A 24,901-nucleotide genomic window follows, 5' to 3' on the forward strand; every position below is an offset into this window, starting at 1 on the left:
CCGGGCGGGGTTCCGGCATCACGTCCGGACCTCGCCCGCTTCAGCACCGCATCCCCCTTCAGTCCCTCGTGCCCACGGCGCGCGTGCGCTTGAGGGCGCGGGAGGTGGCGTCGAGGAACTCGTTGCTCGCCTCGGAGAGGTCCACCGCGCGGGCGTCCACCCAGCCCTGCAGGGAGTTGTAGCCCATGACCGCGGGGATGGCGACGAGCAGGCCGAAGGCCGTGGTGACGAGCGCCTCGGAGATGCCCGTCGAGATGGTCCCGATGCCGCCTGAGTTCGCGGCGCCCATCTCCTGGAACGCGGTGACGATGCCGATGGTGGTGCCGAGCAGGCCCACGAAGGGGGCGGTGGAGCCCACGGTGGCGAGGTGGCCCAGGCCGCGCTTGAGGCTCTGGACCTCGCGCTGCGCCTGCCGCTCCAGGCTGCGCGCCACGGACTCCATGACCTCCTCACGGCTGTCGGTTTCGGAGATGCGGTAGGCCGTCAGCCCCGCGCGGATGGTCCTGCCCAGGTAGCCCACGTCCTTGTCCGTCTTCGCTTTGGCGGCGGCGTCGAAGTCGCCGCTGGCGAGCAGGGTGTCCAGCTGCGCGGCGTACTTGCGCGAGTGGCGGCGGGACGCGCGAAAGACAATCGTGCGCTCGGCGAGGATGAGGAGGGACACCATCGACATCAGGCCCATGGCGATGACGATGAGCTGTGCGACCGGACCCATGTGGGTCCACAGACCCGCGAGTGTGAAGTTCATGGCGGGAACGAGACGCGCCTCCGTGCGCGTGGGCCACGGCGTGGCCCCATGAGGGAACGGCGGTACCGGGAAGCGTGTCCAAGGTACGCAGGCGCATGGACGCGAGGGTGGGCCCACGTCCATGCGTTGGTCATCGTTCTGTCATTGCGTCAGCCGTCGACGGGCCGGGTGAGGCCCAGCGCGTCCGCGTAGCTGTGCAGCCCGCGGATATGATTGCCGCCGTCCACGGCGAGGGTGTCTCCGGTCATCCAGGACGCGAGGTCGCTGCAGAGGAACGACACCACCTTCGCCACGTCATCCGGCTCGCCCCACGCCTTCCCGAGCGGCGTGTGGGCGAGGAAGCCCTGCGCCATGGCGCCAGCCCCCAGGCCGGCCATCTCCGCCAGAGGGGTGCGGATGGCGCCCGGGGCCACGACATTCACCCGGATGCCGTAGCGCCCCAGCTCCGAAGCCGCGGCCTTCGAGAAGTTCGCGAGCCCCGCCTTGGAGGCGCAGTAGTGGGACAGCCCGTCCGTCACCGCCGTCTGGTTCAGTGAGGAGATGTTGACGATGGAGCCCGGCTGCTTCGCGGCGACGAGCGCCTTCGCGAGAGCCTGGGTGAACAGGAAGGGCCCCTTGAGGTTGATGGCCAGGACCTGGTCGAACTCCGCCTCGGGCAAGTCGAGCACCGTGCGGATGGTGGCCGTTCCGGCGTTGTTCACCAGGATGCCCGGGAGGCCGAACTCCCGCGTGGCGACTTCGAGCGCTCGCGCCACGTCCTCCGCGCGAACCACGTCTCCCGCGAAGGGCACGGCCCGGGTGTGCCCCTCCGCCGTCCGGTTGAGCTCCGCGGCGGCCGCCTCCAGCTTCTCCGGTGTCCGCCCGAACAGCAGGACGTTGGCGCCGTCCCGCATGAGGCGCGCGGCGATTCCCAGACCGATGCCCTGTCCTGCTCCCGTCACGATGGCACTGCTCGACATCAGCTTCATGGTGTGGCTCCCAGCTCAGGTTCGAGTGATGGCCACGACTTTACGCCGAGTGCGCGTCGCCGCGGGGCGCGGGCGACGCGAGCTTTTCGGTCGTCACTTCGATGGGGCTTCTTATGGATGCTTCTGCCGGCAGGCGTCGCTCAAGGGCAGACGCAGGTGCCAGTGCAGCGGTAGTCCAGCGTGCAGGACGTGCCACAGGCCGCCACGCAGTTGGCCTCGGTGCCGTACCACCTGACGTAATTGCACGTCCAAAGCCGCGAGCAGATGGCCTGCTGCGTGACGTTCCCCTCGGGGAGCTGCTCATCGACGGAGCCGGGCTCGGACACGGGGGCCTGCTCGGGCTCGTAGGTGCCGCCGCAACCCGAAACGGAGACGGCGACGCCGACGAAGACAGCGACGAGAGAAAGGGGGATTCGCATGGGGACACTCCGGGGTTCCACGAGGTGGATTCCAGCGGAGCCGTCCATATCATACCCCGCGTGTGGGCCCTCAAGGCTGCTGGCTGCGATTGCCTCCGCCGTCCACCTCAGTGCCCGCCGGTCTGGGTGTTCCAGATGGCTCCGCCGCGCGAAGTGCGGATGACCACGTTCCCATCATTCTGGACGGAGAGATACGCGCCGTCGTAGCCGTGCGTGCGGCTGTGCCATAGGGCCCTTGGCGCCGAGGTATAGATCACGAAATTTCCGTCGCCCTGCATGACCGCCCCCACGGCGGAAGTCCCGTGCGTCTGGGAGTGCCAGAGGGCCGCCGCGCCCTGGCGGAGCACCAGGTTGCCGTCGCTCTGCATGACAAGCCAGAAGCGACCGTCACAAGAATAGAGGCGCTGCCCGTGGCCCAGTCCCTGGTTCGCGTTCATGCGACCGCAACCCGTCGGGGCCGGGGGCGGGCTCCACGTCCTGCTGGAATCCTCCAGCTCCTGTTGGGCCTGGGACTGAGAGTCGTCGGAAGCGGAGCGTGCCGTATCTCCACCCTCCGCGGGGGCGTTCGAGCCCTCCTCCAGAGCTGGACCGCACGCTGTCAGGTCGAATGCCAGCAATCCCAGGACCATCACCTTGGACAAGCGCCACGCCTGAATCTCATTGCGATTCATTCCGAACTCTTTCTGTGTGTGTCGAGGCAGATGGCTCGCGCGAACCCATGCGCCTCACGGAGGCTCGCCCGTACGTCCGGAATAGCCAGACGCGTTGACGTAATTGCTCATGGATCTGTGTAGTCGGAATTGCCTGTAAGAACGGCGCCGTCGTTGGGATGAAGACGCCGTGTCGGTTCCTGGAGCGACACCCCGCCGCCTTTCAAATGCGAGAGCGGCGCGGCGTTACTTCCTTCGCTCCGTCCCGAAGGCTCATCGTGAGCCCTCCGTGGCATCGCGGCCACGCTGGCGGAGCAGCGCCGCGGCCCGGGTCCGGACGCTGGCCATGGGGTGCTTGCGGGCAGCCTCCTCCAGCGCGGGCACCGCGGCCTCACCCAAATCCTTGCGGAGGAAGTCCTCGCAGGTGCCGTGGAACCGGTCACTGACGAGGCCGCGGATAATCGTGCGCACGGCGAGGATGAGGAGGGACACCATCGACATCACGCCCATGGCGATGACGATGAGCTGTGCGACCAGCCCCATGTGGGTCCACAGACCCGCGAGCAGGAAGCGTGTCCAAGGTACGCAGGCGCATGGACGCGAGGGTGGGCCCGCGTCCATGCGCTGGTCATCGTTCTGTCATTGCGTCCGCGTCCCGCGCGGCAAGTGAGCGCGATAGGGCTACCGGCCCAGCTTCACTTCCTTGGCGTGGATCTCCTCCGCCTCCACCCAGTCCGCGTGGATCTCCTTGGCGTAGATGACGTCGGCGGAGACATGGCGCGTCTTCAGCTCGGAGCCGCCCCAGTTCTCGCGGCGGGGCTCGCCCCGGATGATGCGGCCCACCCGTCAGAGGGCGCATTCACGTGCAGGTAACAGCCGGAGCCCATCAGCGTGAGCCCCAGGAGGAACAGGTGCCGTCGCATCAGGGGATCCCCGTGTTGTCCACCAGCACCGCGTTGGAGCTGGGCACCGTGGCCTGCCCCACCGTGAAGCGGTTGCGCAGCAGTGTCACCCCGTTGCCGGTGATGGTGGCGCTGGCGATGTCCGAGAAGGCGGCGGAGAAGTTGTTGGCATTGCTGGTCAACCGGCCGCTGATGCTCACGCCCCGCATCCGGTTGCCACCGCCGAGCACCGTCACGTTGCCGTCAATGACAGACAGCGGGCCCAGCGTCGGGGACCACGCGCCGAAGATGAGCACGTTGTCCGACCGCAGCTCCAGGTTGCCGGAGTACGTGCCTTCCTTCAGGACGATGATGGTGCCGTCCGCCGCCGCGGCCTCGGCGATGCTCTCACCGGGCTCCACCTCCACGACGTCACCGCCAATGGGATAGCGCACGGGAGGGAACAGCTGCTGGACCGCGCCGTCCCGGTACGACAGCACCACGTCGTAGAGCTCCTTCTCCCGGACCACCTGGAACGAATAGGTGCCCGGGTCGAAGTCCAGCGTCACCGCGCCCGTGGGCAGTTCTTCCACCAGCGCCAGCCCGGTGGAGTCCGTCCTCGACATGGGCAGGTCCCCCACCTGGAACTCCACGCCCGAGCGCTCGGCGCCGGACGCCACCGCCGTGGTGGAGCCCTGGTTGATGACCGGATTGACGAGCACCACCGCGCTCGTCACCTCACCGAAGCGGCCCGGTGAAGCGGGCGGATCGTCATCTCCGCATCCCACCAGGACCAGTGCCACCATTGCCGCGACACATCCTCGAATCATGATGAAGCCTCCGACGGAGAAGACCGCTCCCGGTGGCAATGGCCACGGCTCCCGGAGCACTTCGCACTCCCGGCCCATCCGCCTCCAGCCCGGTGGGACTTCTTCAGCGGGACTGACGCTCGCGGAGCAGCATTGAGGCCCGCGTCCTCACGTTGGCCATGGGGTCCGTCCGGGCGGCCTCTTCCAGGTAGGGCACGGCGGCGTCGCCCAGGTCCTTGCGGATGAAGTCCTCGCAGAGGCCGTGGTACCGGTCGCTGACGAGGCAGCGGAGGGCGTTCTGGATGAGCGTGGGAGCGTTCCGGTACGCGGGGTCATTGCGCAGCGTCATCCGGTACGCCGCCACCCCGTCCACCCAGCGCAGGTTGTCGAAGTCGACGTTGCCCTCCAGGTACCGCACGTAGGCGCTCTTCGGGTGCCTCACGGCCAGCTTCTTCAAGAGCGCCAGCGCCGAGTCCCGCCGCTGCGCGGCAATCAAGCGATGGGCTTCGTCGATGCCCGGGAGCTGCTCGGGGACGGGATGAAACACGTCGGGGGACGCGGCCTTCTGCTGGGGAGCCTCCTCCCGCGCGCCGTCCTTCGAAGCCCCGGGAGCCTTCTGCGCCGGGAGGGAGGCGGCCGGAGGGCTCCCCCGCCAGACGATCGCCGCACCGAGCAGGACGAGCACCGCCGCGCCGCCCACCGTGACGTGTCCGAAGCGGAAGGGAGCGCGCGCCTGGGGTCCAGGGGCGGCGGGCTTCGCGTCGGCGATGCGCTCCGTGGCCTCGTGGCGCGAGGACGCCGGCTCCGCCGCCGGGGCTTCCAGGGACGACTCGTGCTCCGGAGTTCGCATTCCAGCCGGGGTCCGTATCCGGATCTCGCGCGTGGGCGCAGGAGCGTGCTGCTTCGCGACAGCCTTGTCCACCGGGCGCGCTGACGCGGTGGGAGCAGGCTCCAGAGCCTCGCTCGCGGAGCGCTGCGCCTCCGGTCCCATCGGAGTGGCGGGAGTGGGCCTCGGAGTCGTCTGGGTCTCCGACACCGCCATCAACTCCACGTCGAGCGCGGACAGGAACTCCGCCGCGGACTGGAAGCGCTCCGTGGGGGCCTTCGCCAGCGCCTTCGCCACCGCCGCCTCGAGCCCGGCGGAGAAGCCCGCATCCGGTGCCGCGTCACGCAGCCGCGGGGGCGGCACCTCGCGGTGCATGCGCAGCAGCTCCGCGGTGCCCTGCGCGGAGAAGGGCTTCCGGCCGGTGAGCAGTTCGAAGAGCAGCACACCGGTGGCATACAGGTCCGCCGGCGGGCCCACCGGCTCCCCGTGGATCTGCTCCGGCGCCATGTACGCGGGCGTCCCGAGCATCATCCCCGCGGTGATGCCCGTCACCTCGTCGCGGAGCTTGGCGATGCCGAAGTCGAGGATGCGCACCTGCTCCCCGAGCCCCACGGCATGGGTGACGAGGATGTTCTCCGGCTTGATGTCGCGGTGGATGATGCCCTGTCCATGCGCGTGGGCCAGCCCGGCGAGCACCTGCCGCACCGCCGCCAGCGCCCGGCCCAGAGGCAGCGCCCCGTCGCGCAGCAGGCCCCGCAGCGTCTCGCCGGTGACGAAGTCCATCACCATGTACGGCGAGTCCTGGTCCACGCCGAAGTCGATGACCGACACGCAGCACGGATGCGTGAGGCGGCTCATCGCCCGCGCCTCCACCTGGAAGCGCTTGCGGAAGTCCTCGTCCTGGGCTGCCCACGCATGGAGGAACTTGATGGCGACCGCCTTGCCCACCTCCAGCCGCTCGCCCCGGTAGACGATGCCCATGCCGCCCGCGGCCAGCCGTTCGAGGATGCGGTAGCGCTGCTGCAACACCGTGCCGATGCGGGCATCCGAAACGGCCGTGGGCTCACTCATGGGCGCGCAAGATAGCAAGGCCCACGACGCGGCAGACACCAGGTAGGCAGGCGAGCCTCACACATGTTTGCGTGCCACGGACCAGATGAAGCCGTCGTACCAGAAGTGCATCAGGGACACGACGAGGGTGAAGGCCCAGAGGCTCTCCAGGTCCGGGTCCAGCAACTCGGCCCCCACGCCGTAGGCGGCCACGGTGCCCAGGAAGAGCGCGAGCGCCAATCCGCGCCACTTCAGCCGCAGCCGCTCCCGGAGGCGGGAGCCCTCCATGGCCCACACCAGCGCCAGGTACTGCACGGCGTGGAGGAGGTTCATGATGAAGAACGCCTCCCCCCACGAGTTGAAGCCCCACGAGTAGATGGAACAGGCGCCCGTGGTGACCAGCAGGAACAGCTTGTGGAAGGAGGGCCGGTGTCCCTTCATCCGCAGGCGTGCCCAGGCCACCACGTAGACGATGAGGAACGCGCCGCCTACGCCCAGCACGCCCAGCGTCCAGGCGCGGTGCGTGGCCGTCATCCGCGCGGGCACGGCGGCGAGCCACGGCACCCCCACCGCCTCGAAGGACTCGAAGCTGCTGAAGTGATCCAGCATCGTGGCGCCCGCGAGGATGGGGCCCGCGTACAGCAGGTGGTTCAGCCAGAAGTCGAGCCGGCGGCCCGCCGTGGGGGAATTGCCCCGGTTGCGGTCGTAGATGCGCGCGAGTCCAAACGTCTGCAGCCCGGAGTGCCACACGTCCCAGAACGTCGCGAGCACGGTGGCGCCAGCGGCCACCACCACCGAGCCCCGGATGGCCGCCCACGCGAGCACGGGCACCAGCACGAAGCGCAGCGGGTGGAGCCGGAAGATGGCGGGGTTGCCGTGGCTGCGCAGGAACACCGCCACCAGGTGCGCATGGATGAGGCTGCCCACCATCAGCCCGGCCCACGTCTTCTCCTGGCCGAAGAAGCGGACGGGCGTGTCGCTGAAGGCCGTCCCGGAGATGGCGATGCCCAGCCCGAGCGCCAGCAGGGGCGGCAGCAGGAAGAAGGCCCAATCGAAGACGGGCCCCACGATGTACGGCGAGCGCGCGGCGAGCGGCGGCGCCTCACGTCTGGGTTCTTCCGGGCGCTCCGCCTCAACGGGGAGCGGCTGGGCCAGGCTCATGGGCCGTCTCCTCTCGTGCCGTGAGCGCCACCCGTTCGCCCAGCTCCTCCACCAGTGCCGCGAGGAACAGGCTGCTCCCCACCAGCTCCAGCGCCTCCTCCACATGGTCGATGAGCGCGTAGACGAGGTTGTCGTTGCCGTGCTGCTCCGTCCACCAGCCCAGCGGCAGCTCCATGCCCAGCGCGCCGCCGACGTACAGCGCACCGGCCAGGATGAACTGCGCGCGCCGGCGCGGCGGCAGGCGCGCCAGGAAGGGAAGGAAGGCGAGCCCGCCGAGCAGCACGAGGATGGCCGCCGGCACCACCCACGTGAAGAACAGCACGCCTCCCAGCGAGAGCAGGCCTCCGAGGTGCTCGTGCAGGCCCACGCTCTCATCCAGCGACAGGTACGCGAAGATGATCGCCAGGGCCCACCAGTGGCGGCGCCCCGGGTCGCGGGACAGCCCCGCCGCCCGGCCGATGAGCGCGAGCACGAGGGCACAGCCCAGCAGCAGCGCCGAGGCGTACCAGGTGGGCAGGTTCTCCTCGTAGCTGAGCGAGAGGAACGCCACGAGCGGCTCCAGCTTCCGGGGGCCGAGCGCGAGCGCCGCGACCTCCACGCCCACTCCCAGCGCGGTCAGCACGCCCGAGAGCGCGAGCAGCCAGCGGCGAAGTATCTGGGGGGAGGGGAGCATCGGGGACCGGGGACGGAGGTTACCCGGAGGCGCGCGGCGTGGCGTGGTGTCGAAACGTTTCGCGTCCACTGTCCCCTGGTCGGTCGCGGAGCACGCGGACAGACACCCGAGGTGCGAGTCGAAGGCCGTGCCCGCGGGTGTGCTCGACCTGGGGGGGAGCAGGTCCGGTATAACGTGCGCTCCCGAAAGAGGACCCCCACCATGTCACGGATGAATCTGGCCGGCCTGTCCGCGCTGCTGCTGCTCACGGCCGCCAGCGCGGCCGAGGCGAAGCAGTGGAAGTACGCGGGCATGCACCCGCGCACCGGCCAACCCGCGGATGGGCTGTGCCACATCGAGATGATGCACGTGCACACCGCCGCGCCGATGTATGTCGATACGCTCTACCGCACGCACGACAACGCCTATGTGTTCATCGGTGACCCGACGCCCTTCGGCTACGAGGGGACCCGGCACCCCTACTACGGGCACCACCCGGTGGTCCTCAACGTCATCATCAACATCGACGTGGACGTGGACACGGTGGAGTACTGCTACCACGACGGGCCGCACTACCACGCCTACCCGCCGCCGCCGCGCCAGGAGTTCGTGGAGAAGGAGGACGTCCACTACTACGCGGGCGAATACCCTGACGCGTACAAGCAGGAGAGCCCGAAGCGGGGGCGCGTCAACACGGTGTACCGCACGTGGAGCGCGCCGCGCCCGGTGGTGACGGTGGCTCCGCCGCCCGAGTACCACGGCCCCATCATCCAGGTGGGCCTGAACCTGCCGAGCGTCGAGGTGCGGGTGGGCTCGCCGCCTCCGCCCCGGCGGGACGTGGTCATCATCCGCGAGGAGCGCGTCGTGCACGTGCACGATGACCACTGCGACCACCACGACCACCGGAAGCACAAGAAGCACAAGAAACACAAGAAGTTCAAGGGACGGCACTGAGCATGCGGCGCGCGCTCATCCCCGTGATGGTGTTGCTGGTGGCGGGTTGCTCCAGCGGCGTGGACGACGTGCTGGCGGCGTGGAAGGCGGCGGGAGAGTCGCCCTCCGCGTTCACCGACGTCGGTGAGAAGCTCCCCGGGGGCAAGTGCCAGGCCGGCAAGGTGAGCGGCCTGGAGGCCACGGTGTGTGTCTTTGACAGCGCCGACAAGGCCAGGCAGGCCGAGGAGGCCGGCTGGGCCCTCGTCGGCAACGCGGTCGGTTCCGCCGTGGTCTCGGGAAAGACGGTGCTCGTCATCGCCGACCCCAAGAAGGAGGACCCCAGCGGGCGGCGCATCAACGCCCTGGTGAAGGCATACCAGGACAAGACGCGCTGAACCGGGCTTCATCGGCCGGAGCCGCCTGGCGCCCGGCGCGAGCGGCTCCGGGCGGGCCGGGGCGGTCATCATCACCTTCTGGGTGCTGCTCGCGCTGCTGCTCGTGCGGTGGCTGCGGCCCCACTGACGCCATCGGCTGGCCCGAGCCACGTCTCTGACCGTATAGAGACGACATGACCCTTGCACCGCTTCTTGTCGTCGTCCTCGCATCGACACCGACCGCGGGTGACGTGCCGCGCTCGGGCTATTTCGGTGCGGGAATCAACCTGGAGCCCATCGCCCTGGGGCCCATGCAGGCGTTCTCGGGCGGCCGGGCGGCGGTAGGCATCAGCCTCCAGGCCTCGCTCCAGGTGGATCTCGGTGCCCGGTGGGCGTTCCGCCTGCCGCTGGAGTTGGGGGTAGGCGGCTCTGGGGATGCCACCTTCTCCGAGCTGGGCGTCACCCCTGGGCTGCTCTACCGCTGGCGCGACGACGCAGGCCAGCGATGGGTTCCGTACGTCGGTGGCGGGCTGAAGCTCGGAGCCGCGGGAGCGGGCAGGGAGTTCCTGGGGCTGCCCCTCGTCACCACCGTGCAATCGCTCGACTTCGACTTCGATGATGACGGCGACGGCGAGTCGGATCCCAACTTCGAGTCGCGCCTGGGGGTCTTCCCGGAAGTCTGGGCCGGGGTGGAGTGGCATCCCAATCGATGGTTCGCGCTCAACATAGGAGCGGCCTATACCTACGTGCGGCTGCTCGGCACGAACGTTCATCTGCTGCATGAGCGGGTGGGCGTGAGGTTCTCCCTTTAGCCGTCAGGAGCGTGAGATGCGCTTGCTGCTCGCTGCCCCGGGCTCTCGCGGGGACTTCCAACCCATGCTGGCCCTGGCCCTGGGGCTGCGCGCGGCGGGGCACGAGGCCGTGCTCGCCGCGCGGCCGCTCTACGCCCCGGACGCCGCCGCCTTCTCGGTGCCCTTCGAGCCTCTTGGCCAGGACATCGACGCGTTCATCCGGAGCCAGCCCGCAGCAGGCCCCGGACGCACCTCGCCATCCGGGGTCCAGGCGTTCCTCGAGCAGGAGTTCCTGACCCACCTCGAGCGGATCCCCGCGCTCTCGCGGGGCGTGGATCTCGTCCTTGGCGCGGGGATGTCCTTCGCCATCCGCTCGGCGGCCGAGTCCGTGGGCGTGCCCTACCTCGCCGTCGCCTATGCACCCGGGGTCTTCCTGACAGGAGGGCGCCGCTCCATCGCCATGCCCGAGGTGCTGCTCCAGACCCTGCGGAGCTTCCACTCCAGGCATGGACTGCCAGCCGTGGAGGAGCTGCTCGCCTACGCCTTCGCTCCCGAGCGCGTGTTGCTCGCCGCCGACGCCGAGCTCGTGGGCCCTCTTGACGGAGTGAAGCTCTGGAGGCCGCCGCCAGGCGCGCTGCTGCTCGACGACCCGCGTCCGCTCAGCGCCGAGGTGGAGGCGTTTCTCGCGGCCGGTGAGCCGCCTGTCTACGTTGGCTTTGGCAGCCTTTCGGGGAGCCAGCCCGCCCTTGACGAGCGACTCGTCCACGAGGTCGCCACGGCCGTGGGGTGCCGGGTCTTGTTCTTCACAGGCAAGGCCGTGCCCCCACAGCGGGAGCCTTTCGGACGGGTGCTCCCGATTGGCCACACCGCGCATGGTCCGCTCTTCGCGCGTGTCAGGGCCGTGGTGCATCACGGCGGTGCGGGCACCCTGGCGGCCGCCGCGCGCGCCGGAGTCCCCCAGGTGGTGGTCCCCCATGCGTTTGATCAGCCCTTCTGGGCGGAGCGGGCGCACCAGCTGGGGATCGCACCCGCGCCAGTGCCCGCGCGCGGCGTGACCGCGCACCCACTGGCCTCCGCGGTGCAACAGGCGCTCACCGACGACCGCCTGCGCGAGCAGGCCCGGGGACTCGCGGCCACCCTGAGCTCCCGCAGCGGCGTGGACACGGTCGTGGCAGCCCTCACGGGCAGCGGAGTGCCTCGGGATTGACACCCGGAGTGAAGCCTGGATACCGTGAGTACCCTATAAACTCTGGCTCGCTGAGGTACTCCATGGAAAACGCCGCCCTCTTGCAGGACACGCAGACGCAGGTCCAGGTCGAGACCGAGGAGTTCAAGCTGGAGATGCTCGACTGTGGCCCTGCCTACGCCTTTCAGGACACCGGCAGCGTGTGCTTCAGCTGCGTGTGCGGCTCCTGCCTCTGCGGCACCCCGTCCAACGCCTGAGTCGCGAGCAGGCACGGTGTCCGTGCGGTGAACGGCACGCCACGTTAGGGGCGCGAAGCTCTTCCTGTGTGCGCGCACCCGGGAGAGCTCTTGTCCAGGCTGGATGATGTGCCCGTACTCGGGGTGGGGATTGGCTACCGCCCCGAGCTGCGTGATCAGCAGTTGAAGTTCATGGACCGCATCGACTGGTTCGAGCTGATCGCCGACCGGTACGTGCGCTCCGTGCCCGAGAGCTTCGAGCGCGCGTTGCCGATGCTGGACACCCATCCGCTGGTGCCGCATGCGCTGGAGATGTCCATTGGCACAGCGGGGCCGTTGGACGTCGGGTACTGCGAGGAGGTGGCCGAGCTCACCCGGCTCGTCCGTGCGCCCTTCACCAGTGATCACCTGTGCCTGACGCAGGCGGGGGGCATGGAGCTGGGGCAGCTGACGCCGCTGCCCTTCACCGAGGCCGGAGTCCGGCGGTGTGCCGCCAAGACGCGGCAGGTGCAGGAGATCGTCGGCCTCCCGTTCCTGCTCGAGAACATCACCTATCCCTTCGCCTTCCAGAGCCCCATGGGCGAGGCGGAGTTCATCAGCCGGGTGGTGACGGACGCCGACTGCGGGCTGCTGCTGGATCTGGCCAACCTCTTCATCAACTCCCAGAACCACCGCTACGATCCCTATGCCTTCCTCGATGCGCTGCCGCTCGAGCGCGTCATCCAGGTGCATCTGGCGGGGGGCGAGCGGCGTGCCGGGCAATGGATCGACAGCCATAGCCAGCGGGTGGACGCGCATCCCGAGGTCTGGAGCCTGCTGGAGTACCTGGTGCAGCGCACGCGGGTGCGGGCCATCCTGATCGAACGGGATCAGAACTTCCCTGAAGAGTTCCAGGAGATGCTCCAGGACATCCAGCGGGCCCAGGAGATCCTCCACCGCGCCCACCAGGTCCCGGTCCGGAGGCCGGTGCGGGACTCGGCCCCGGTATGGCCCGAGCGCCCCACGGAGGCCTTGCCCGTGGACGCGCCGGAGTTCCAGGCCGCGCTGGCCCGGGTGCTGGTGGAGACGGGGCTCGGACGGCGGTTGGTGGGCAATCCCCAGGTCGTGGGCGAGGAGCTGGGCCTCCTGCCGGAGCAGACGGAAGCGCTCGTCGCGGTGGGGGCAGAGGCGCTCACCACGTTCGCCCATGATCTGGCGAGCAAGCGGCTCATGCTCGTGAGCAAGATGGCGCCAGCGAGCTGCCGGTGGCTTCAGGCCCGGAAGCTCTGGCATGAGCTCTCGCACCGCTTCGTGGACGAGTACACCCCGCGCCACTCCCCCGAGTTCGTGAACCGCACGGTGCGGGATGCCTTCTGGTTCCTCCAGCTGCTCGAGCGGGTGGTGGAGCAGCGTCCCGAGCTGCGTTCACCCCTGGCCGACATCGTTCGCTTCGAGCGCGTCCAGCTCGAGCTGTCGTCGATGGCCGTCCCGGTCCAGAGCGCCCTGGACTTCCGTCGTGCCTACGAGAGCCGTCCCGCTCCGAGCCTCGAGGAGGTGCTGGCCGCGCGGCCTGTCACCGGGCCCCACATCCGGGTGGAGCGCTTCGCGTGTGACGTCACCGCTCTCGTGCGGCGCATCAACGAGGGCCAGGCCGTGGGAGACGAGTCCCCGGGCAAGCCCACGGTGGTGCTCTTCACCAAGGCGCCGGGCTTCCGCAACGTGCGCCATCTGGCCATCAACGAGCGGACACAACGCCTGCTCGAGCTGTGCGATGGGACCCGCACCACGGCGGAGCTCGCCTCGCTGCTGTCGCCCGCCACGGGGGCGCAGCCCTTCGTCGAGGCCCTCCGCCGTCTCTACGAGCTGAATGCCCTCACCTTCGCCGCGGCGAGCTGATTCGCTCCCGCCGAGCCACTTGGAGAGCCTCGTGCGCATCTGTGCCATCGTGAAGTACCCCCCCATCCAAGGGGGCGTGAGCGCCCAGTCGTATTGGATGTGCCGTGCGCTGGCCGAGGCGGGCCATGAAGTCCACGTGGTGACCAACGCGGACGAAGTCGAGGACGACTACCGGCTCATGCTCACGGCCGATGATCGCTCCTGGTTGGAGCCGACCTTTGGCCAGGGGCGGGTGCGCGTCCACCGGACGGAGGCTCACTCTCCGGCCTTCCTGCACGTGCCCCAGAGCAATCCGTTCCTCGGCAAGCTCGCCGGTCTGGCCACGGAGGTCATCCGCCGTTACGGCTGCGAGGTCATCTTCAGCTATTACCTGGAGCCCTATGGCGTCGCGGCGCACCTGGCCTCGTCCTGGACGGGCGTGCCGTACCTGGTGCGCAACGCCGGCAGTGACCTGGGCCGGCTGATGAACCGGCCGGGCCTGGGCACCACGTACCATGAGGTCCTCCGGCACGCGCACGGCGTCTGTGTCGGCAACCCCCTGATGTTCATGGGCATGGGGGTGCACCCCGACAACATCTACCGCGGCGTGCCCCCGGACCTCATCCGCAAGTGCTTCAGCCCCGACGTCGAGCCGCTGGATCTCAATGGCTATCTCAGCGAGCTGGTCCGCGATCACCCGCACCTGGTGAACAACCCGCGCCCGATCGATCCGTCGCTGCCTGTGATTGGCATTTACGGCAAGGTGGGCGTCGTCAAGGGGACGTATGACTTGCTGAGCGCGCTGGGCATGCTGCGCAAGGAGGGATTGCGCTTCAACCTGGTGGTCCTCACTCGCGGCCGCAGGACGTTGCCCCTGCACAAGGCCATCGAGGAGCAGGGCCTGGCGGAGCAGTCCTGGGTGTTGCCCTTCGTCGCCCACTGGAAGGTGGCCCGCTTCATCCGCGCCTGCCGCGCGGTGTGCTTCCTGGAGCGCGATTTTCCGATCACCTTCCATGCGCCCACGGTGCCCAAGGAGGTGCTCGCTTGTGGCACCTGCCTCGTGCTCTCCGGGGAGGTCGCCGCCAAGCAGCCGTTCCGCGAGCGCCTGGTCTCCGGGCAGAACGTGCTCCTGGTGCCCGACCCGAAGGTGCATGGCGAGCTGGCGGCGGCGCTGCGCCGGGCCATCGAGGATCCGGCCGGCGCGCGAGCCATCGGCCTGCGCGGCCTGGAGCTGCTGGAAGGGCTGCCCCAGAGGGACCTCGCCGCCGAGTACACGCGCCTCTTCGAGGACGTCCTCGCCCGGCACCGGGGGCAGCCGCGGAACATGACCGCGGCCGATCGCGGCGTGCCCGCGGACCGTACCGAGGCCCTGCGGCGCACCGTGCCCGTGCTGCTCGAAGCCCTGGGGGAGGGTGCCGACGCGATGATCCAGGCCTTCCTGGACGCCCACCCGGAGGCGCACACCAACCCCTTCGTCGACGCGGTGGCGTTCTGCCGGTGGGTCGGCTCGGCTCAAGGCGGGAAGAGCGTGGAGCCGTCCCTGGCGGAGGCTGCCCGCTGGGCGGGGCTGATCGCGTGGATGGGCCACTTCAGCGCCGAGGATGGGGGACAGCCGCCCTTCGACTTCCCGGACCTCTGGGAGTCGATGAAGTCAGAGGTCCCCGCCGAGCGGCTGCGGTCCCTGGTTCCGCTGCGCAGCAGATGGGTGCGGATGGAGCGCTTCAGCGCCTTGCCGCCCAGGGTGCTCGGCGCGGGGCAGGGCGCAGGGGGCGAGGCGACCGTGCTCTTCCACAAGCGGCCCAACCTCTACGGACACCACTTCCGGGTCAATCCCTTCACCGCGGAGCTGGTCTCGCGGTGTGATGGCGAGCGCACGGTAGGGGAGCTGATCGAAGGCTATCGGCGCCAGCACGAGCGCTCCGCGGATCAGGTGGAGCGCGCCGTGCTGGAGGCGCTCGACCGGTTCCACCGCGAGGGCCTGGTGATCTTCACGGAGAAGAGACCGGCCGCGCTCGCGGAGGCGTGAAGAGGAGCCTCCTGTGTGTGGGATTGCTGGCATCTTCGGTAGGCCGGATCGTGCGCTGCTCGAGCGCATGACCCAGCGGATCAAGCACCGGGGTCCGGATGGGCAGGGCACCTGCCTGGTCGGGCATGCGGGCCTGGGCAGCACGCGGCTGAGCCTGCTCGACTTCGCGGGTGGAGCGCAGCCCATGGCCAGCGAGGGCGGGCTGACGCTCGTCTTCAACGGCGAGCTCTACAATCACGAGGCGGTGCGCCGCGGCCTCGAGCGCGAAGGACAGCCGTTCCGGACGCGCGGCGACACCGAGGTGCTTCTCCACGCCCTGGAGCGGCGGGGGCTGGCCTGCCTGGAGGACATCGAGGGCATGTTCGCCTTCGCGGTGTCGGACGGCGAGCGGCTCACCCTCGCGCGTGACGCCTTTGGCATCAAGCCGCTGTACTACGCGCTCGTGGATGGAGGCCGCCGGCTCCTGTTCGCCTCGGAGCTCAAGGCGCTGCTGGTGGACCCGGCGCTGCCACGCGAGCTGGACCGTGCCGCCCTCTTCGAGTGGGCCACCTTCCGCTTCCTCCTCGGTGAGCGCACCCTCTTCAAGAGCGTGCGGCAGGTCCCGCCCGGAGGCACGCTCGAGGTCTTACTCCGGCCGGATGGCATGCTCGAGCTGCGCCCTGGTCAGCACAGCGCGCCACGCCCGCTCACCCTGCCCACGAGCGAAGAGGAGCGGGTGGCCCTGTTGATCGAGCGGCTTGCGGGCTCCGTGCGGCAGCAGCACGTGGCGGATCACCCGGTGGGCCTCTTCCTCTCCGGTGGCGTGGACAGCTCGTTGCTGACCGCGCTGCTGGCGCGAGAAGGGGTGCAGCGGCTGCACACCTTCAGCCTGGCGGATGATGCCGGGCACCTGGATCTCGACGTGAGCCGGCGGCTCGCGGAGCGCCTGGGCACCCAGCATCATGAGTATGTCTTCAGCGCGGCCGAGCTGCTCGAGACCCTGCCTCGCGCCATCTGCGCGCTGGAGGGGCCGGCCGAGCCCACCATCGTCGAGTCCGCCGCACCGCACATCCGTCACCACGTCAAGGCGGTGCTGTGCGGAGACGGGGCCGATGAGCTCTTCGCGGGCTATATGACCCATGCCACGCCGGGCCCTTGGGTGAAGGCCTGCGCGGAGAACTACAACCGGATGATCCGAACGGGCGAGGTGCCCTCGGACGAGTGTGCCTCCACCAAGGCGACGCTCCGGAAGCTGGTCACCCCGCAGTCCGACGCCGCGCGCGAGGCCTTCCACCAGTTCTTCCTGGAAGGGCAGCTCACGGATGGGCACCTGCGCGTGTGGGATCTCGGCTCCATGGCGAGTGGCCTGGAGGTCCGCGTGCCCTACCTGGACAAGGGGATCCGCGACCTGGCGCTCTCGCTGCCTTGGGAGCAGCGCATCCGGGGGCGGACCTGCAAGGCGCTCCTGCGCGCGGCGGCCCGCGGGGTGCTGCCTGACTCGATGGCCGCCGAGATCGTCGACAGACCCAAGCTCGCGGCTCCCTCCGCGGTCCGCCGTACGGCGGAGGAGCTCAACCGCGTGGCTGGGGAGAGGGTGTCGGCGGAAGGCCTGACGCACCACGCCCTGCACAGGTACTGCGCCTCGCCGGCCCAGCGACTCCTGCTGGACTTGTTCGTGTATCTCTTCGTCGGCCATGGGGGAGAGGTGCCCGAGGGCTTCCGCTGGAAGGAGCTCTACACCGGGCACCGGCGCGAGCTGGAAGAGGCGCTCGAGAAGGCCGCGCCCGGTACCCGCGCGTCATGAGCCGCTCCTTCGGTGCTACCCTCGCGCCGTCGCGAGAAGGAGCCGTGCATGAAGAAGTGGACTGTCATCCCAGCCCTGCTCGCATTGCTGCTGGGCACGGCATTCGTGCAGGCAAACACGTCTGTCCAACCCCGTGCCCCGCGACCCAGGCTCGTCGCCGGGCCATGGAACCCCCGGGCGCCGTTGTCCAGGGCGGTTGTCTGTATCGACCCTGGCCATGGGGGTGAGGGAAAGGTCCCGAGCGACTACTACACCGGAGGCTCGGTGGGCGTGGCGACCGGCCAGAGGGAAGGCGCCGTCAACCTGCGCGTGTCGCTCTTCCTGAAGCAATACCTGGAAGCGGCGGGAGCGCGGGTGGAGCTGACCCGTATGGAGGACGTGCGCTGCGGTCAGGAGCCCTCGGCGGCGGCCGAGCTGGGGTGCCGCAGCGACTTCGCGAACACCCGGGACTGCGACCTGTTCGTCAGCGTCCACCACGACTTCGCCCCCGGGCCCGACAACGCCACCAAGGTGTTCTTTCCGGAGGGGGACGAGGGCTCCCTGCCGCTCGCGCAGAACGTGTCCACCGCCGTCTCCCACTACCTGGGCACCATCAACCGGGGCGCGTTGCCGTCCTCGCTGGCGGTGCTCCAGAAGCTCCAGATGCCCGGAGTGCTGGTCGAGGCCTCCCGGCTCAGCATTCCCGACGAGGACCGGCGCCTGGCCACCGAGCCCCACAACCAGAAGGAGGCCATGGCCATCACGGTGGGAATCCTCAACTACCTCCGGCTCCTCCGGGGCCAGGAGATTGCCCTCGCGGACATCTACCCCGCGCTCCCCTCGATGCCGGAGGCCCAGTCGGGCGCCGACGCGGCGTACGTGCGGACCGAGCTCGTGGAGCGCTGGGGGATCCCCTGGATGCGCTGCGAGCAGCTCACCTATGACATTCGCGGGGCGGTGGTCGCGCGCAGGCTCGTCCACAACGGGGGGCGGCTGAGTGCCAATCCCTCGTTCAAGCTCAGCCACCTGTTCGCCTGCCAATAGCAGCTCAAGGCTCAAGCCCGGGGGATGCCCCCGCGGACGCCGGGGCGCCTCCGTGCCTCATCAGGGCCCGTCCCGCGGCGGAGTACCAGACACAGTCCCGGTGCTCGCTTCGTGCCTCGCCGGGCGTGGTGAAGCGCGGGGCCACCTTCCAGGACACGTCGCTGGTGCGGATCAGGCGGTGCGACGGCAGCGCCTCCAGCAGCGCGAAGGCCCGCCCGTACTCATGGATGTCGCCAGGGGTGAACTCGGATTCGGAGAACACGAACCGGCAGGCTTCCGGGTGGGCCTCGCGCAGGGCCGTGTAGCGCGCCATCCACGAGCTGTCGCGCTCCTGCCAGGCCGCCCAGAGCAGCGAGGTGGACACGAGGGCGGCGGCGCCCCAGGACGCCCTCGGCGAGGCAGAGGGCGGCGCCGGGGGAAGGGTGTCACTGGCAGGGGCCGCGGTGAGGCTGGGTGGGGCGAGCCGAAGCCCCAGCAATACCAGCGCGAACAGCGCGACATGGCCCATGCGCTCGTAGAGCGCCCCATCCGGGATGATGACGGACGGCAGGCTGCAGATGACGAGCGAGCGGAAGACGAAGGTGGAAACCCGCTCACGGGGCGTGGCGGCCTCCGCCTTCCGCAGCGGCCGCAGCAGCGCGATGAGGGACCACACCAGGATGCCGACGGCGAACGCCAGCTGGAGCAGGGTGGGCCGCGCCATCTCCGCCCACGGCCAGAAGGGCACCAACACCGCGGGCATGTTGGACAGGCGTATCAACATCCACGCCGGGCTCGCGAGCTTGCCCACCACCGCATTGGGCTTGAGGAGCAGCAGCTCCACGTAGGAGGCCCAGCTGCCCCCACACAGCCAGCGGACCACACCGAAGGCCAGCAACACCACCAGTCCCCCCAGCAGCACCGCCCCCAGGCTTCTCAGCCTCCCGGCCGACAGCCAGGGCTGCTCGCGCGGTCCTCCGCTCGCGCACGCCAGCAGCATGGGCCCGGCCCAGACAAGGGCGGGGTAGTGCATGAGCCAGGCCGCGCCGAGCATCAGTCCGCCCACCCAGGCGTCCCGCGCGCTCCAGGACTCCAGCCGGGACACGAACAGCCCGAGCAGCGCCACCTGCCAGGGAAGGTAGAGGACGTCATCCTCGAACGTGCGCAGCAGGAACAGGTTGCCGCCGCAGGTCACCCACGCCGCGGAGAGCAGCACGGCCGGCCAGGCCGCCACGCCACAGCGCCCCAGCAGCCGGCACAGCAGCACCCCGGCCAGGGCCAGCGCGGCGGCATGCAACAGCCGGAAGCCGAGCAGCACGTCACCGCCCAGCCACTGCGTGAGCTTGACGGACACCGCGTAGACGGGCAGCAGCACCTTGTGCGCCGCGTAGGGGAACGTCACGAGGCCCGGCAGGTCCCGCTCGAGCACCCGATAGAGGTGGACGGCGGCGTCCACGTCAAGCTCCGCCATGGCGCGCAGCCGGCTCACGCCCAGGGCGAAGAGCATGGCCAGCACCGCCAGGGGGAGGTCTCGACGCAGGATTTGAAGGGAGACAGGCGACAGTTTACGCATTCCTCGGCCCGCTGTAGCTTAATCAAAATATCTTGAAAGTGCCGAGTCCCATGCCTCCCTTGCTTCACTTGCTTTCCGCAGGCCGGTGGAAATGGAGGCGCTGGTTCGGAGGCGCACTGGCCGTGTTGCTCGGCCTGGGATTGGGCAAGGTGGGCGGCTGCATCCACACCCTGCCGGACGTGTCGCCGCTGGCCACGTCCAACCCCACCGAGACGCGCTACAGGCAGCTGCGTGCCCTGGAGGGCGCGGTGGCTTCACCTGGGCGTGAGGCGTGGACGCCGCTGGGAGGGATTGCGCCCGTGCTCATCTGCGCGGTCGTCAAGGCGGAGGACACGGAGTTCTTCCGTCACGCGGGGTTCGACGGGCCGCAGCTGTTCCGGGCGCTGATGTTCGCGGCCCAGGGCTCCCCGAAGATGGGAGGGAGCACCCTCACGCAGCAGCTCGCGCGCAACCTGTACCTCGACAACCAGCGGACCGTGCAGCGCAAGGCCAGTGAAGCGTGGCTGGCCCTGCGGCTGGAGCAGCGCGTGGGCAAGCGCCGCATCCTGGAGCTGTACCTCAACGTCATCGAGTGGGGGAACGGCATCTGGGGCGTGGATGCCGCCTCCAGGCACTACTTCGGCAAGTCCCCCGCGGAGCTGGATGCGTTCGAGGCCTCCGTCCTGGCGGCGCTCATTCCCGCGCCGACTCGCGCACTGGAGGGCGTCAACCTGGAGCGGGCGGAGCGCGTCCAGCGCCGGGCGCTCAAGCAGATGCGCGGCTCGGCCATCATCAGTCCGGAGGTGTGGCAGGACGCCTCCGAGCGGGCCAGCCACCTGTACGCGGCGCTCGCGAGCGGCCTGTCCCTGGAGGATGCGCTGGCCCGCGCGCGTCCGGCGCTCCCTCCCGCGGCGGCTCCCGCCGAGGAGGCGGGGGCGCGGAGGCTGGAGGCCATCCTGACCACGGGGTGTGCGCTCGACATCCGGTAGCGCTTCCCGCGGGGGCTGGGGGCCGTCAGAACTTCGGGACGGGGTGGTGGATCCACTGCTGGAGCTCGGCCCTGTGGCCGCAGGACTCCGCGAGCACGCGCTCGGGCGGTAGCTCCTCCTTCACCCTGCGGGAGGGCAGCGGAGGGAGGGGCGCGTCCGCGGGCGCGGTGCGCGCCAGCGCCTCCTCGAGCGCAGCGCCGTGGGAGAGGGCCTGGAAGACCGTGAGGTGGCGCCGCATGGCGGCCTGGTACGGGGCGGGGGCGAGGAGGCCGGAGACGTAGAGCCTCCAGAGGAGCTGGGCCTGCTTGGCGCGGGCACGCTCCAGGTTGGGGCCCTCCAGCGGCTGGAGCGGAGCGGGGGCGATGGCGCCGAAGAAGGTGCCTTCGAAGGCATCCAGCTCCGAGGGGGACTTGCCGAAGTAGTGCCGGCTGGCCTGGGCGACGCCCCAGACCTCCGGGCCCAGCTCCATGATGTTGAGGTACAGCTCCAGCAACTGGGGCTTGGTCAGCGCGCTCTCCAGCTCCCGGGTGAGGAGGACCTCGCGCACCTTGCGGGCCACCGTCTTTTCAGGGCCGAGGAAGAGGTTGCGCGCCAGCTGCATGGTGATGGTGCTGTGGCCCACCACCCGGCCCTGGAGCCGGCCCTGGATGGCCTGGAGGGTCTGCTGGTGGTTGAAGCCGCGGTGCGCGAAGAAGACCGTGTCCTCCGCCTTCACCACGCCGCACACCATGGGCAGGGACATGGCGCTCAGTGGGAACCACTCCACCCGGGCGTCCGGCGCGAGCCGGCCCTCGGTGATGGCCCTGCGCATGTAGCTGGTCCGCACGGGGGGCTCGTGGGCCAGGAGCGACACCGACGGCAGCCCCTGGGACACCCAGAGGAGGCCGGCGGCGAGCGCGAGAGGCGCCAGGGCCAGCCCCCGGAGCAGGACCGCCACCACCCGGTGCGACCTCCCACGGGGGCGCGGTGGGGAGACCTCGTTCTCGGGGAGGGGGGGCTGTCGGAGCATGGAGGGTGCGGCCATGTTCAGCTGGCCGCCTCCCTCCGCGCAAGCGCGCCCGGCCGCATGAGCAGCCCCAGGCGGCTCACGCCGCCCGCAGGAAGCGGGCCTTGTTGCGCTCCAGCCACTGGGCCAGCGTCTGCGCCCGGGGGTTCAGCTCCCGCGTGAGCACCGGATCCCTGACGGCGCAGTACTCCGTGGCGAAGTCCCGCATGAAGTGGAACATGTTCGCCAGCTCCGCGGCGCCAGGGAAGTTGAACGTCCGGTACACCTCCGGCGACATCGAGTGATAGACGACCTCCTGCCCGAGCACGTGCTTCAGCGTGCGGGCAATCTCCGCGCCCGTCAGGTGCTCGCTGGCCAGGCCCACCGTCCTGCCCACTCCCTGGGGCCCACGCTGGAAGATGCCGTGGAGACAGCCGCCCAGGTCCTCCGCGGCCAGGCCCGGCAGCTTCTGGTCCTCCGTGGGCAACACGAAGTCGAGCGTGCCGTCCGCGTTGCGCTTCGACCCCATCCCGAACAGCAGCAGGGTCTCCCAGGGCAGCGACGTGCGCACGAACGTCACCGGCACGCCCGCGTCGGTGAAGGCGGCGTCGCTCTCACCCTTCACGTCGAACTGCGGGACCTTGTACCTGCCCTTGAGCGTGGGCATGCGCGCATCCCCGGGCGGCATGAAGCGCCGGGTGTCCTCCTGGGTGGACCAGAGGACGTGTGCCACGCCCGCCTCCTTCGCGGCGTGCGCCATCGCGCGCGCCTGCGTGAGCTCCCGCTCCGGCGCGGACTGCTCCCAGGAGCTGGTGACACAGAAGGCGCCGTGCGCCCCCGTGAACGCCGCGCGCAGGCTCCTGGCGTCATTCACGTCCGCCGCGACGACCTCCGCGCCCAGCTTCGCCAGCTTGCGCGCCAGCTCCGAGCCCGGCTTGCGCGTGAGCGCGCGCACCGTGAACCCACCCCGCGGGTCCGCGAGGATGGCGCGCGCGAGCCCGCCTCCTTCCTCTCCCGTTGCTCCCACCACCGCGATGATCTTCTTGCTCATGGTCATGTCCTCTCGTCCCGGGCGCCGCCGGAGGCTTGGATGGTGCGCGCGAGGCCCGCGTATGCGTGGAGCAGCCGTTTCTCTCCACGCCGCAGCAGCACGCAGTTGCGCTCGTTGCGCGACAGGTCCGCTTCGCGCAGCAGCCGCTCGTCCTCCTCCAGCGTCGTGTCGAAGCCCGCGAGCCGCGCCTCGCAGAGGTCGCTCAGGTGCTGGAGCACCCGCGCCTCCGTGCGGGAGCTCAGCGGGGGCACCGGGCCCAGCCCCTGCTCCTCATGGGCCTCGGCCGTGAGCCGGGCCAGCTCCTCCGTGTCCGCGCAGGCCACGCGCAGGAAGGAGAACATCGCCACCGTCGAGGAGTGGCCGTAGTGCAGGGGCACCTCGAAGCGGCGCCGTGACGCCGGGGTGGGAAGCGAGAGCAGCTCCCGCTTCCGCTCCGCGTGGGGCTCGTCCTCCGGGACGCCCAGGTAGAGCACCAGCGTGTCGTCCGGGTTGTCCTCGGGCACGAACCCGTAGTTCAGCAGGAACCGGTAGCCAGGCTTGATGCCGTAGCTGATGTGCAGCTCCTCGCCCGCGGCCACCGGCTCCCGGGCCCTCAGCACGAACGCCCCGTCCTCCGTGTTCCCCCACACGACCCGGGGCGACGCGCGGTGGTTGAGCATGTCCGCCACCGGGACGACACACCGGATGAGCCGGCCCTCCACCGTCAGGCCGAAGGTGCGGCTGATCAACACGTGCTGCGCCCACAGGAACGCGTCCGGCGTGAAGCGCGTGAAGCCAGGCACGCTCGCGGCCAGCTCCGCGTACCGCGTCAGCATCAGCTCCTTCCACCGAGCCACTTCGCGCAGCGTGGACGAGCCCTTCAGCAGCGACAGCTCGCGCGCGTCGAAGAAGAGGGGCAAGTGAGGGAAGGCGCGCGGCAGCACGTCCAGGTAGGGCTTCCAGGCGGAGTCTTCCCGCTCGCGCTCCTGGAGGAGGAAGGCCGCCAGATAGGACTCCTCGCTCGTGTCGGGCGCATGGGCTTCGATGAGCCGTCCCACGTCGGATGCGCGAGCCACGTCGAGCGTCATCAGACACGCGCGCGGCACCTGGAGCACCACCTCACCGGGCGCGATGGCGGCCTTCGCGAAGACGCCGCGCTCGTCTCCCTCCAGATGCCCCACCCACAGCTTCGGAAAGCTCGCGCCCGCCTGCCTGCTCCAGCTGAGCGCGAGGTGCTCCTTCAGCGGGTGCTCTTCCTCGAGGGTGTCCGGCTCTTCGTCGTGCGCGCTCATGGGCTCCGCCATGCGTCGGGGTTGGTCCCCATGAAGACGTCTGGCAACGCGCGTTGTGATTTGCCGTTATTTCGGGGTCGCCATTAATTGAGCGAGTAAGAGCTTTTTCACAAAGACCGCGCTGCGCCGTTTCCAGGAGCACTTTTTTGGGCACTGGAAACCGTGAAAACAACTTCGACTCCCTCTCCCTTCTGGCGGGTCTGGCAGCAGCACAAAGAGCATCTGTTCCAGCAGGCTCTTCGACTGATGGGAGGGAACGTCGCGGATGCGGAGGACGCGGTGAACAGCGCGATGCTCCGCGCGCTCCAGAAGTACGCGTCGCCGCCCGGGCGGATCCTCAACGAGCGGGCCTGGCTGAGCCGCATCCTCCACAACATCTGCATGGACATCCATCGCGAGCGGCAGCGCCGGGGCGAAGCCGAGGGGCGGATGGACGACCTGGAGCCCGTGGAGCCGGAGTCCCACGAGCCGCTGCCCGACGCGGGACTGCTCCAGCGCGAGGACGCCGAGGCGGTCCGCAAGTGCATCCAGGAACTTCCACCCAACCTGAAGGGTCCGCTGGTGATGCGCTACCTTCAGGATATGTCCTATGCCGACATCGCCGCGCAGCTGAGATTGACTCACGTCAACGTGCGCAAACGCATCCAACTGGCGTACGGCATCCTCCGCGCCACCGTGCCCCAGGCCCTCCACTCCCGTTGAGTGGA

General features: G+C 69.7%; 25 protein-coding genes. 11 read left to right on the forward strand and 14 right to left on the reverse strand.

Annotation, left to right across the window (positions count from 1 at the left end):
* Positions 1 to 58: 58 nt before the first annotated feature.
* The 10 genes from NR792_RS04270 to NR792_RS04315 all read right to left on the reverse strand — a co-directional run bounded on the left by NR792_RS04270 (position 59) and on the right by NR792_RS04315 (position 8,182).
* Positions 59 to 745, reverse strand: a complete 687-nt coding sequence (locus NR792_RS04270) for a MotA/TolQ/ExbB proton channel family protein (RefSeq protein WP_375758786.1) — start codon at positions 743 to 745, stop codon at positions 59 to 61.
* A 149-nt stretch (positions 746 to 894) separates the two neighbouring features.
* The gene (locus NR792_RS04275) at positions 895 to 1,713 is read right to left on the reverse strand and encodes an SDR family NAD(P)-dependent oxidoreductase (RefSeq protein WP_375758787.1); all 819 of its coding nucleotides are present in this window, start codon (positions 1,711 to 1,713) and stop codon (positions 895 to 897) included.
* Positions 1,714 to 1,853: 140 nt separating this feature from the next.
* Entirely contained in the window at positions 1,854 to 2,132 is a 279-nt protein-coding gene (locus NR792_RS04280) for a hypothetical protein (RefSeq protein ID WP_120528784.1), read from the reverse strand.
* Positions 2,133 to 2,239: 107 nt separating this feature from the next.
* Complete coding sequence (locus tag NR792_RS04285) at positions 2,240 to 2,803, reverse strand: hypothetical protein (protein ID WP_375758788.1); 564 nt, start codon at positions 2,801 to 2,803, stop codon at positions 2,240 to 2,242.
* Positions 2,804 to 3,055: 252 nt separating this feature from the next.
* Positions 3,056 to 3,325, reverse strand: a complete 270-nt coding sequence (locus NR792_RS04290) for a hypothetical protein (protein WP_375758789.1) — start codon at positions 3,323 to 3,325, stop codon at positions 3,056 to 3,058.
* 138 nt (positions 3,326 to 3,463) lie between these two features.
* Positions 3,464 to 3,625 carry a hypothetical protein gene (locus tag NR792_RS04295; protein ID WP_375758790.1) on the reverse strand — a complete coding sequence of 54 codons (162 nt, stop codon included), beginning with the start codon at positions 3,623 to 3,625 and terminating at the stop codon, positions 3,464 to 3,466.
* 79 nt (positions 3,626 to 3,704) lie between these two features.
* A complete protein-coding gene (locus NR792_RS04300) occupies positions 3,705 to 4,469 on the reverse strand; it encodes a hypothetical protein (RefSeq protein ID WP_375758791.1) in 765 nt (254 codons plus the stop codon).
* 127 nt (positions 4,470 to 4,596) lie between these two features.
* Entirely contained in the window at positions 4,597 to 6,369 is a 1,773-nt protein-coding gene (locus NR792_RS04305; protein WP_375758792.1) for a protein kinase, read from the reverse strand.
* Positions 6,370 to 6,426: 57 nt separating this feature from the next.
* Positions 6,427 to 7,509: a hypothetical protein gene (locus NR792_RS04310; protein ID WP_375758793.1), complete on the reverse strand. Its 1,083-nt coding sequence runs from the start codon at positions 7,507 to 7,509 to the stop codon at positions 6,427 to 6,429.
* Positions 7,481 to 8,182 (reverse strand): hypothetical protein, encoded by a 702-nt coding sequence (locus NR792_RS04315; protein WP_375758794.1) that lies wholly within the window; start codon positions 8,180 to 8,182, stop codon positions 7,481 to 7,483. The genes NR792_RS04310 and NR792_RS04315 overlap by 29 nt, the downstream gene beginning before the upstream one ends.
* A gap of 201 nt (positions 8,183 to 8,383) precedes the next feature.
* Between NR792_RS04315 and NR792_RS04320 the strand changes: the two genes are divergently transcribed.
* The 9 genes from NR792_RS04320 (at position 8,384) to NR792_RS04360 (ending at position 18,367) form a co-directional block, all read left to right on the forward strand.
* Positions 8,384 to 9,115 (forward strand): hypothetical protein, encoded by a 732-nt coding sequence (locus NR792_RS04320; protein ID WP_375758795.1) that lies wholly within the window; start codon positions 8,384 to 8,386, stop codon positions 9,113 to 9,115.
* Between the two features lie 2 nt (positions 9,116 to 9,117).
* Entirely contained in the window at positions 9,118 to 9,489 is a 372-nt protein-coding gene (locus tag NR792_RS04325) for a hypothetical protein (protein WP_375758796.1), read from the forward strand.
* Positions 9,490 to 9,662: 173 nt separating this feature from the next.
* Positions 9,663 to 10,280: a hypothetical protein gene (locus NR792_RS04330; protein ID WP_375758797.1), complete on the forward strand. Its 618-nt coding sequence runs from the start codon at positions 9,663 to 9,665 to the stop codon at positions 10,278 to 10,280.
* Positions 10,281 to 10,296: 16 nt separating this feature from the next.
* Positions 10,297 to 11,466: a glycosyltransferase gene (locus NR792_RS04335; RefSeq protein ID WP_375758798.1), complete on the forward strand. Its 1,170-nt coding sequence runs from the start codon at positions 10,297 to 10,299 to the stop codon at positions 11,464 to 11,466.
* A 62-nt stretch (positions 11,467 to 11,528) separates the two neighbouring features.
* Complete coding sequence (locus NR792_RS04340) at positions 11,529 to 11,702, forward strand: hypothetical protein (protein WP_375758799.1); 174 nt, start codon at positions 11,529 to 11,531, stop codon at positions 11,700 to 11,702.
* 108 nt (positions 11,703 to 11,810) lie between these two features.
* On the forward strand, positions 11,811 to 13,556 hold the full coding sequence (locus tag NR792_RS04345; protein ID WP_375758800.1) for a DUF692 family multinuclear iron-containing protein: 1,746 nt from the start codon (positions 11,811 to 11,813) through the stop codon (positions 13,554 to 13,556).
* A gap of 31 nt (positions 13,557 to 13,587) precedes the next feature.
* A complete protein-coding gene (locus NR792_RS04350; RefSeq protein WP_375758801.1) occupies positions 13,588 to 15,561 on the forward strand; it encodes a PqqD family peptide modification chaperone in 1,974 nt (657 codons plus the stop codon).
* Between the two features lie 13 nt (positions 15,562 to 15,574).
* On the forward strand, positions 15,575 to 17,344 hold the full coding sequence (gene asnB / locus NR792_RS04355; protein WP_375758802.1) for an asparagine synthase (glutamine-hydrolyzing): 1,770 nt from the start codon (positions 15,575 to 15,577) through the stop codon (positions 17,342 to 17,344).
* 48 nt (positions 17,345 to 17,392) lie between these two features.
* Entirely contained in the window at positions 17,393 to 18,367 is a 975-nt protein-coding gene (locus NR792_RS04360; protein WP_375758803.1) for an N-acetylmuramoyl-L-alanine amidase, read from the forward strand.
* A 4-nt stretch (positions 18,368 to 18,371) separates the two neighbouring features.
* Here the strand turns inward: NR792_RS04360 and NR792_RS04365 are convergent, their stop codons facing one another.
* Complete coding sequence (locus tag NR792_RS04365) at positions 18,372 to 19,919, reverse strand: hypothetical protein (RefSeq protein WP_375758804.1); 1,548 nt, start codon at positions 19,917 to 19,919, stop codon at positions 18,372 to 18,374.
* A 122-nt stretch (positions 19,920 to 20,041) separates the two neighbouring features.
* Here NR792_RS04365 and NR792_RS04370 point away from each other — a divergent pair, with 122 nt between their 5' ends.
* On the forward strand, positions 20,042 to 20,887 hold the full coding sequence (locus NR792_RS04370; RefSeq protein ID WP_375758805.1) for a biosynthetic peptidoglycan transglycosylase: 846 nt from the start codon (positions 20,042 to 20,044) through the stop codon (positions 20,885 to 20,887).
* Positions 20,888 to 20,912: 25 nt separating this feature from the next.
* Here NR792_RS04370 and NR792_RS04375 read toward each other — a convergent pair whose 3' ends face one another.
* The 3 genes from NR792_RS04375 to NR792_RS04385 form a co-directional block, all read right to left on the reverse strand.
* Entirely contained in the window at positions 20,913 to 21,824 is a 912-nt protein-coding gene (locus NR792_RS04375) for a biosynthetic peptidoglycan transglycosylase (protein WP_375758806.1), read from the reverse strand.
* Between the two features lie 148 nt (positions 21,825 to 21,972).
* Positions 21,973 to 22,923 carry an NmrA/HSCARG family protein gene (locus NR792_RS04380; RefSeq protein ID WP_375758807.1) on the reverse strand — a complete coding sequence of 317 codons (951 nt, stop codon included), beginning with the start codon at positions 22,921 to 22,923 and terminating at the stop codon, positions 21,973 to 21,975.
* Positions 22,924 to 22,925: 2 nt separating this feature from the next.
* Positions 22,926 to 24,194 carry an SET domain-containing histone-lysine N-methyltransferase gene (locus NR792_RS04385; RefSeq protein WP_375758808.1) on the reverse strand — a complete coding sequence of 423 codons (1,269 nt, stop codon included), beginning with the start codon at positions 24,192 to 24,194 and terminating at the stop codon, positions 22,926 to 22,928.
* Between the two features lie 162 nt (positions 24,195 to 24,356).
* On the opposite strand from NR792_RS04385, the gene NR792_RS04390 reads away from it, so the two are divergent.
* Positions 24,357 to 24,896: an RNA polymerase sigma factor gene (locus tag NR792_RS04390; protein ID WP_375758809.1), complete on the forward strand. Its 540-nt coding sequence runs from the start codon at positions 24,357 to 24,359 to the stop codon at positions 24,894 to 24,896.
* Positions 24,897 to 24,901: the final 5 nt, after the last annotated feature.

Source organism: Corallococcus exercitus (assembly GCF_042231735.1).
Lineage (GTDB): Bacteria > Myxococcota > Myxococcia > Myxococcales > Myxococcaceae > Corallococcus > Corallococcus exercitus_B.

Coding starts and splice junctions, on each gene's coding strand:
- NR792_RS04270 (WP_375758786.1), bottom strand. CDS start 745: ATGAACTTCACACTCGCGGGTCTGTGGACCCACATGGGTCCGGTCGCA.
- NR792_RS04275 (WP_375758787.1), bottom strand. CDS start 1,713: ATGAAGCTGATGTCGAGCAGTGCCATCGTGACGGGAGCAGGACAGGGC.
- NR792_RS04280 (WP_120528784.1), bottom strand. CDS start 2,132: ATGCGAATCCCCCTTTCTCTCGTCGCTGTCTTCGTCGGCGTCGCCGTC.
- NR792_RS04285 (WP_375758788.1), bottom strand. CDS start 2,803: ATGAATCGCAATGAGATTCAGGCGTGGCGCTTGTCCAAGGTGATGGTC.
- NR792_RS04290 (WP_375758789.1), bottom strand. CDS start 3,325: ATGGGGCTGGTCGCACAGCTCATCGTCATCGCCATGGGCGTGATGTCG.
- NR792_RS04300 (WP_375758791.1), bottom strand. CDS start 4,469: ATGGTGGCACTGGTCCTGGTGGGATGCGGAGATGACGATCCGCCCGCT.
- NR792_RS04305 (WP_375758792.1), bottom strand. CDS start 6,369: ATGAGTGAGCCCACGGCCGTTTCGGATGCCCGCATCGGCACGGTGTTG.
- NR792_RS04310 (WP_375758793.1), bottom strand. CDS start 7,509: ATGAGCCTGGCCCAGCCGCTCCCCGTTGAGGCGGAGCGCCCGGAAGAA.
- NR792_RS04315 (WP_375758794.1), bottom strand. CDS start 8,182: ATGCTCCCCTCCCCCCAGATACTTCGCCGCTGGCTGCTCGCGCTCTCG.
- NR792_RS04320 (WP_375758795.1), top strand. CDS start 8,384: ATGTCACGGATGAATCTGGCCGGCCTGTCCGCGCTGCTGCTGCTCACG.
- NR792_RS04325 (WP_375758796.1), top strand. CDS start 9,118: ATGCGGCGCGCGCTCATCCCCGTGATGGTGTTGCTGGTGGCGGGTTGC.
- NR792_RS04330 (WP_375758797.1), top strand. CDS start 9,663: ATGACCCTTGCACCGCTTCTTGTCGTCGTCCTCGCATCGACACCGACC.
- NR792_RS04335 (WP_375758798.1), top strand. CDS start 10,297: ATGCGCTTGCTGCTCGCTGCCCCGGGCTCTCGCGGGGACTTCCAACCC.
- NR792_RS04340 (WP_375758799.1), top strand. CDS start 11,529: ATGGAAAACGCCGCCCTCTTGCAGGACACGCAGACGCAGGTCCAGGTC.
- NR792_RS04360 (WP_375758803.1), top strand. CDS start 17,393: ATGAAGAAGTGGACTGTCATCCCAGCCCTGCTCGCATTGCTGCTGGGC.
- NR792_RS04365 (WP_375758804.1), bottom strand. CDS start 19,919: ATGCGTAAACTGTCGCCTGTCTCCCTTCAAATCCTGCGTCGAGACCTC.
- NR792_RS04380 (WP_375758807.1), bottom strand. CDS start 22,923: ATGAGCAAGAAGATCATCGCGGTGGTGGGAGCAACGGGAGAGGAAGGA.
- NR792_RS04385 (WP_375758808.1), bottom strand. CDS start 24,194: ATGAGCGCGCACGACGAAGAGCCGGACACCCTCGAGGAAGAGCACCCG.